General features: G+C 45.8%; 4 protein-coding genes. All 4 read left to right on the top strand.

The annotated features are described in order from the left end of the window. Positions 1-225: 225 nt before the first annotated feature. The 4 genes from CA598_RS12795 to CA598_RS12780 all read left to right on the top strand — a co-directional run bounded on the left by CA598_RS12795 (position 226) and on the right by CA598_RS12780 (position 6,907). The gene (locus tag CA598_RS12795) at positions 226-2,427 is read left to right on the top strand and encodes a PAS domain-containing hybrid sensor histidine kinase/response regulator (protein WP_179283659.1); all 2,202 of its coding nucleotides are present in this window, start codon (positions 226-228) and stop codon (positions 2,425-2,427) included. After that, positions 2,427-3,050 carry a C39 family peptidase gene (locus CA598_RS12790; protein ID WP_094876739.1) on the top strand — a complete coding sequence of 208 codons (624 nt, stop codon included), beginning with the start codon at positions 2,427-2,429 and terminating at the stop codon, positions 3,048-3,050. Before CA598_RS12795 ends, CA598_RS12790 begins: the two co-directional genes overlap by 1 nt. A gap of 121 nt (positions 3,051-3,171) precedes the next feature. After that, positions 3,172-5,127 (top strand): type I pullulanase, encoded by a 1,956-nt coding sequence (gene pulA / locus CA598_RS12785; protein WP_094876738.1) that lies wholly within the window; start codon positions 3,172-3,174, stop codon positions 5,125-5,127. 295 nt (positions 5,128-5,422) lie between these two features. Then, the gene (locus CA598_RS12780; RefSeq protein ID WP_094876737.1) at positions 5,423-6,907 is read left to right on the top strand and encodes a glutamate synthase subunit beta; all 1,485 of its coding nucleotides are present in this window, start codon (positions 5,423-5,425) and stop codon (positions 6,905-6,907) included. Positions 6,908-6,993 lie beyond the last annotated feature (86 nt).

Below are 6,993 nucleotides of genomic sequence, written 5' to 3'. Positions count from 1 at the left end.
TATATTTCTCGCTTAAACGCTTATCGTCCTAACGAGGACGCCGTAGGCGTTTGTACTTGTGTTTAATAATAGTTTGCCCCAAGCCATCCAGTCAATATTTAAAATTAAGCTATTCCCTATTCAAAATGATACGCAGGACATTTCTATACTCACTTCTCTTATCGTATACTGAACTTAGGATGGAATAAAGGATGCAACGTTCGCAACAAAGGAGGTCTGGCGTAGATGGATAACGCGGTGGAATATAGCACAATGTTGGAACATGCATTTATGAGGTCCCCAGAGGGAATAGCCGCACTGTCTTTATACGATGGTAAGGGCAAGTGGCTGAAGGTCAATCCGGCTTTTTGCAATTTACTTGGCTTAACGGAAGCTGAGTTTCTTGCTGGGGCTATTTTTGCAGAAATGGAAAATAGACAGACGTCTTCGAAAGAGCTTTCCTATAGATTGGTGATGGACGAGCTTCAGAATTCTCCAGCAGGGAGCTGGAAGAAGGAAGAATGCTTTCGCAAAGGGGATCACCTGGTATGGCTTTCCCTGACATTCTCAGGATTTGGAACAGTAGGACAAGCCCCTTCGTGTATTATTGTGTATGCCGAAGATATTACAGAACGAATGATTGCAGATCAACAAATGGCAGTTCAACGAGATCTAGAGGAACAGATCTATCAAAGTGAACGTAATTATAGATTGATGTCCGAGAATTCGCTGGATTTAATCTCGCGTCATGCAGTTGAAGAGCGTAAACAGTTTGAATTCAAGCTTCAGGAGAATGAACAGCGCTATAAATCTTTATTTGAATATAATCCCTCTGCTGTGTACTCAATGAATTTGCAAGGAGATTATTTAACAGCCAATGCGAATCTGGAGAAGCTGACCGGGTATTCGCTGGAAGAACTGATCGGAATGTACTTTGGTCCCGTTGTGCATGAGAAGGATATGGAGAAGACACTGTATCATTTTAACTTAGCCGCTAAGGGATATCCCCAAAGCTATGAACTGACGCTTATTCATAAAGATGGTCATTTTGTAGAGATCAATACCACTAATATTCCTATCATTGTAGACGATCAAGTGGTTGGTGTATATGGTATTTCCCGTGACATTACGGAACGTATAAGATATACAGAACAAATTGAGAAGCTAAGCAATGAGTACACCCTGATATTAAATGCAGTCTCAGAGGGTATTTTTGGGCTCGATATGGAGGAGAAGGTGACTTTCATTAACCCTGCAGGTTTGCATATGCTCGGCTATGAACATGATGAGATCATGGGCCATTCTTATCTGGATCATATGCAGCAGACAGCACTTGATGGGATCCACTACAGGCCCGAGGAGTCCCCGCTTATCAAGGCTATTAGGTCAGGGGGATCTTATCAGAGTAAGGATGCAGTCTTATGGCGTAAAGATGGCACGAGCTTTCTTGCAGAGTACCAGGTAACGCCTCTTTTTGATAAAGGTGAACCTAAGGGTGTTGTAGTCGTGTTCAGAGATATTACGGATGAGAAGGAGATCATTCGTGCCAAGGAATCTGCGGAGAAAGCGGACCAAGCTAAATCAGAGTTTCTAGCCATTATGAGCCATGAAATTCGCACGCCTATGAATGGCATTGTGGGGATGACTGATCTGCTTGCAGAGACGGAACTAGATGAAGAACAACGTGAGTACACCAATATTATTAAGGAGAGTAGTAGCTCTCTTCTATATATTTTGAATGAAATTCTTGATTACAGTAAAATTGAAGCCGGAAAAATGATGATCGTACATGAGCCCGTGTATCTTCAAGAGGTACTGGACAGTGTAACGGATCTGTTTATGGCTAAGGCTTTGGAAAAAAATCTTGAGCTGTCTTACAGCATGGCACAAGGGGTTCCTACGTGCATTATGGGAGATGCAGGCCGATTACGTCAGGTATTGGTTAATCTGGTCAGCAATGCGATAAAATTTACTGACCGAGGCAATGTCTGTATTTATGTGGAGCAGAAATTGTCCGTGGTTTCAAAGAAATCGACTTTGAAGTTTAATGTCAGAGACACGGGGATAGGTATTCCTTTAGAAAAGCAGCATCAGTTGTTTCAATCATTTTACCAGCTGCACTCCTCGTTTAACCGTAAGTATGCCGGGACGGGGTTAGGCCTAGCCATTTGCAAGAAGCTTGTCGAGCTGATGGGCGGAGCCATTGCGGTGGAGAGTAGTGAAGGAAACGGCTCTAATTTCTATTTCACGCTACAGATTAATCCTGAAAGTAAATATGAGGGCGATGAGGTAGATATTACTCTGGCAGAGCAGAAGCCCGCACAGGAAATGGAATCACAATCTTATTCAGAGGGATCTATGGATGTTGGTGGAAATGTGATTTTACTTCCGGAAGGCTCTGCCCTTTCAGCTTCTAAGCCAAACTCTTCAAAGGGAGAAACATCCTGATGAAGCATAGAAACTCCAGTCTCAGTAACAAACTATCAGTAGATCCATACACACAGTGGGAGGCTGGGGTTTCATCCCCGTCTTCTGCATGTGGACCAGCGACCCTGGCAGCTTTAACGGAGTATTGGAATACCCGGCTAGGAATGGGCTTTATTCGTGGCAAAGGTCATTTTCACTCTAAAGCAGCTCATATTAATTACATATACAGTCATCACGGAGGTACCCCTTTAGGCATGAGTGTACGTCGGTTTGTAAAGGGAATCACAGCTTATATCCACTCCTCAATCTCGCCAAAAGGGGGACATAAGCTATCTATCTCTACTTTTAACGATTTCGATGTGTATAAAGTGGAGATTGATGCAGGTCGGCCAGTAGCTGTTAAATTTGATAAATGGTTTAATTTTCGGTGGAGAGGGAATTTCGCTTACGATTACCACTGGGTATTAGGAATAGGATATGAAGTACCTGATAACGGGGATTGTCCAATCCTCATCGTTCAGGATAATGGTGTGAGGTATAGGGATGGAAGGATTGCTCTCTGTAAAGAACGCCGCATCCCATATTATGCAAATAAAGACATCATCACAATGGTGGGAATGAATATCTTAGAAACGCCAAGTTAGTCGTGATTTAGCTATGCAATTACCCTGGAAAAATGATCTGGTTATTTTGAGTCCAAACGTTTGCACAAATTTGAGGATCATACTATAATCCAGTTAATAACTGGAAAAGGGGATAGGTGCTTTGTCCGTACAAAAGGAAATGAAGGAACCGATTTTTTATGGTGATCCTGCGACTACTAGAGGGATTTCCGTATTTGCTCAGGAGTTTGATCAGTTGTTTAGTTATGACGGGGATGATCTCGGACTTACATATTCATCGGCCTCTTCATCATTTTGCTTGTGGGCTCCTACGGCTCAGGAGGCAGAGCTAGTAATTTATGATTCATGGCAGGGAGCTGCGGAGTCCGAATATGCTATGATCCGCGATATTCGGGGAACGTGGAGAGCTACGGTTGACGGTGATTTAGATGGCAAGTTCTATACCTACCGAGTTCGTCTAGGTGAACAGTGGAATGAAGCAGCTGATCCTTACGCACGGGCTGTTGGCGTGAATGGGGACAGAGGCGCTATTCTAGATTTGCGCAAGACGGACCCTGAGCGGTGGACAGAAGATAAGCCGTCGTTTGAGGATCCTGTAGACGCCATTATTTATGAGCTTCATTTGCGTGACTTATCCATTCATCCAGCAAGCGGAATGGCTCATAAGGGTCAATATCTCGCTTTGGCGGAAGAAGGAACCCGCGGACCAGAGGGCATTCTCACCGGACTCGATCATATCGCAGATCTCGGTGTAACCCACGTGCAGCTATTGCCTATTTATGATTATTCTACAGAGAGTGTAGATGAGACGAAGCTGGATGAGCCGCATTTTAACTGGGGTTATGATCCGAAGAACTACAATGCTCCTGAAGGCTCCTATGCTACGGATCCTTATGTGCCCGGACTACGTATTCAAGAACTAAAAACAATGATTCAAGCGCTTCATGATCGTGGACTCCGCGTCATTATGGATGTAGTTTACAACCATGTGTACGACGGATACCGCGTGAATTTCACTAAACTGGTTCCTGGCTATTATTTGCGTTATAAACAAGATGGAAGCCTGTCGAATGGCTCAGGCTGCGGAAATGACGTGGCTACAGAACGTATGATGATGTCCCGCTTCATTGTGGACTCCGTGGTCTATTGGGCTAAAGAATACCATATCGACGGCTTCCGCTTCGATTTGATGGGCTTGATGGATGTCGATACAATGCGGGAAACCCGGCGGCGTCTGGATGGAATAGATCCGTCCATCATGACGATCGGTGAAGGCTGGATGATGGGGACTGAGCTACCGGTGGAACGGCTCGCTCATCAGAAGAATGCTTCCCTTATGCCGGGAATCGGACATTTTAATGATGATTTCAGGGATGCTATTAAAGGAAATATCTTTTTGTATGATCAGCCGGGCTTCATCAGTGGAATGATGGGTCTGGAGCCTGCGATCAAAGCAGGGGTTGCGGGAGGAATTGACTTCAGCCCAGGAATTAAGCAATTTGCCGTGGAGCCTCAGCAAAACGTTAATTATGTAGAGTGTCATGATAATCATACCTTATGGGATAAGATCGTATTGTCCACCGAGGGTGAGACGGTTACGCAGCGCCGTTCCATGCATAGACTGGCTTCTGCGATAGTGTTCATGAGTCAGGGGATTCCTTTTATCCATGCAGGGCAGGAGTTTATGCGTACGAAGGACGGGGTGGAGAACAGCTATAAATCTTCGGTCGAAATCAATCGTATGGACTGGGAATTGTGCGCCGCGCATCAGGAAGATGTGACGTATATGAAACAGTTAATCGCACTGCGTAAAGCTCACCCGGCCTTCCGTATGCGAACAGCAGCTGACATTCGGAACCATTTGGTTTTTGAAAAAGCACCGGCAAGTGCAGTAGCTTACACGCTACGTGGTCATGCTGGAGAAGATGCAGCGAAGCATATTTATGTTCTTTTTAATGCGAATGCTGAACACACTACTGTGGTTCTGCCGCAGCTTGGAGCATGGAAGACCATCTTCGGGGCTGATCTTACGCAGGAGCTGACTGGAAATAAGCTAACTGTAAATGGGATTGGGACAGTAGTCCTGACGGCGCAATAGATAGTCTTTTACAAGATCATTATTGAAAAGCATGCGGAGTAACGTACTTTAATCAGGTACAGTACACTGTGTGCTTTTTTTTGTTTTTTCATTTTCTTAATTTGATTGTTTCATTTTACATAAAAAGGTGACATTACTCATTTTCGATGATGATATTGGATGTTAATATGAAGGCATTTACTTTGGTGCTTTAGAGTGGCATAGGCTTGGCAGCAGACAAACAAAGCGCGTACTTTTCTTTTTTAACGGTTTAGGAAGTATATATCTGTGGGGATATTTAGAGAGGATGAGAGAGATGGGGAAAGCAACCGGATTTTTGGAATTTGAACGGCAGACGCCTTCGGAGTGTGAGGCGCTGGAGCGGATTAAGAATTGGGATGAATTCTCGATCCCTATGGATGAAGAGAAGCTGCGCGAGCAAGGCGCACGTTGTATGGACTGTGGTACGCCATTTTGTCATGTAGGACGTCTGTTATCTGGTATGGCTTCCGGCTGCCCTCTACACAACTTGATTCCTGAATGGAATGATATGGTTTATCGTGGAAACTGGGAGGTTGCACTGCAACGTCTGCATAAGACTAATAACTTCCCTGAATTTACTGGACGCGTGTGTCCGGCACCTTGTGAAGGTTCTTGTACAGTAGGGATGAACGGCAAGCCCGTAACGATAAAGTCGATTGAAAAGTCGATTGTAGATAGAGGTTTTGAAGAAGGTTGGATTGTTCCTGAGCCACCGCTTACACGCACAGGTAAAAAGGTAGCTGTAGTGGGCTCGGGTCCAGCAGGTCTTGCCTGTGCAGCTCAGCTTAACAAGGCAGGGCATTCGGTGACCGTGTATGAACGGGCAGATCGGATTGGCGGTTTGTTGATGTATGGTATTCCGAACATGAAGCTGGATAAGAAGACGGTTCAGCGCCGGGTAGACCTGCTAGCGGCTGAAGGCATTACATTCGTAACTCGTACAGAGATTGGGAGAGATATCTCGGCGTCACAACTCAAGGCGGAGCACGATGCTGTTATCTTGTGTGGCGGGTCTACGCAGGCACGAGAGCTTCCTATAGAGGGTCGTGAGCTGCGGGGCATTCATCAGGCGATGGAGTTTCTGACACTGAATACTAAGAGCTTACTGGATTCAGAGCTTGCTGATGGTGAATACATGTCTGCGGCAGGTAGGGATGTAGTTGTAATCGGTGGCGGGGATACTGGCACAGACTGTGTAGCTACGTCGATCCGCCACGGCTGCCGTAGTGTGATCCAGCTTGAGATTATGCCACAAGCTCCACTGACCCGTCAGCCTAGCAATCCGTGGCCGGAATGGCCAAAGGTTCTTAAGGTGGACTATGGCCAAAAAGAAGCAGCTTCACTATATAAGGAAGATCCACGTCGTTATCTGGTTTCGACGAAACGTTTTGTTGGTGACGACGGTGGACATGTGCAGGAGCTGCATACTGTGCGAATTGAGTGGAATCGTAATGAACAGGGAAGGATAGTTCCGGTTGAAGTACCAGGCAGTGAAGAAGTTCTAAAGGCACAGCTGGTACTACTCGCATTAGGATTCACAGGGCCCGAGGAGACTGTGCTAGGTGAGCTTGGGGTGGCACGTGATGAGCGCGGAAATGTCAAGGCGGAGTTCGGAGCACAAGCGACCAATGTAGAAGGGGTATTCACAGCAGGTGATATGCGCCGCGGACAAAGCCTTGTAGTTTGGGCCATTGATGAGGGGCGACAGACAGCCCGCGAAGTGGACCGATTCTTGATGGGATCATCGAACTTGCCGTAAGAATAGAGGCATATAGGGCAGGGCGTTCCTTTTGGAGGAACGTCCGCTTTTGCGTTGTTTGCCTGTTCAAGGTTAAAATTGAAACC

The sequence above is a fragment of the Paenibacillus sp. VTT E-133291 genome (assembly GCF_002264395.1).
Taxonomy (GTDB): Bacteria; Bacillota; Bacilli; order Paenibacillales; family Paenibacillaceae; genus Paenibacillus_AQ; species Paenibacillus_AQ nitricinens.
Note: the sequence above shows the minus strand (reverse complement) of the source record. Positions and strands in the feature narration are given on the sequence as shown.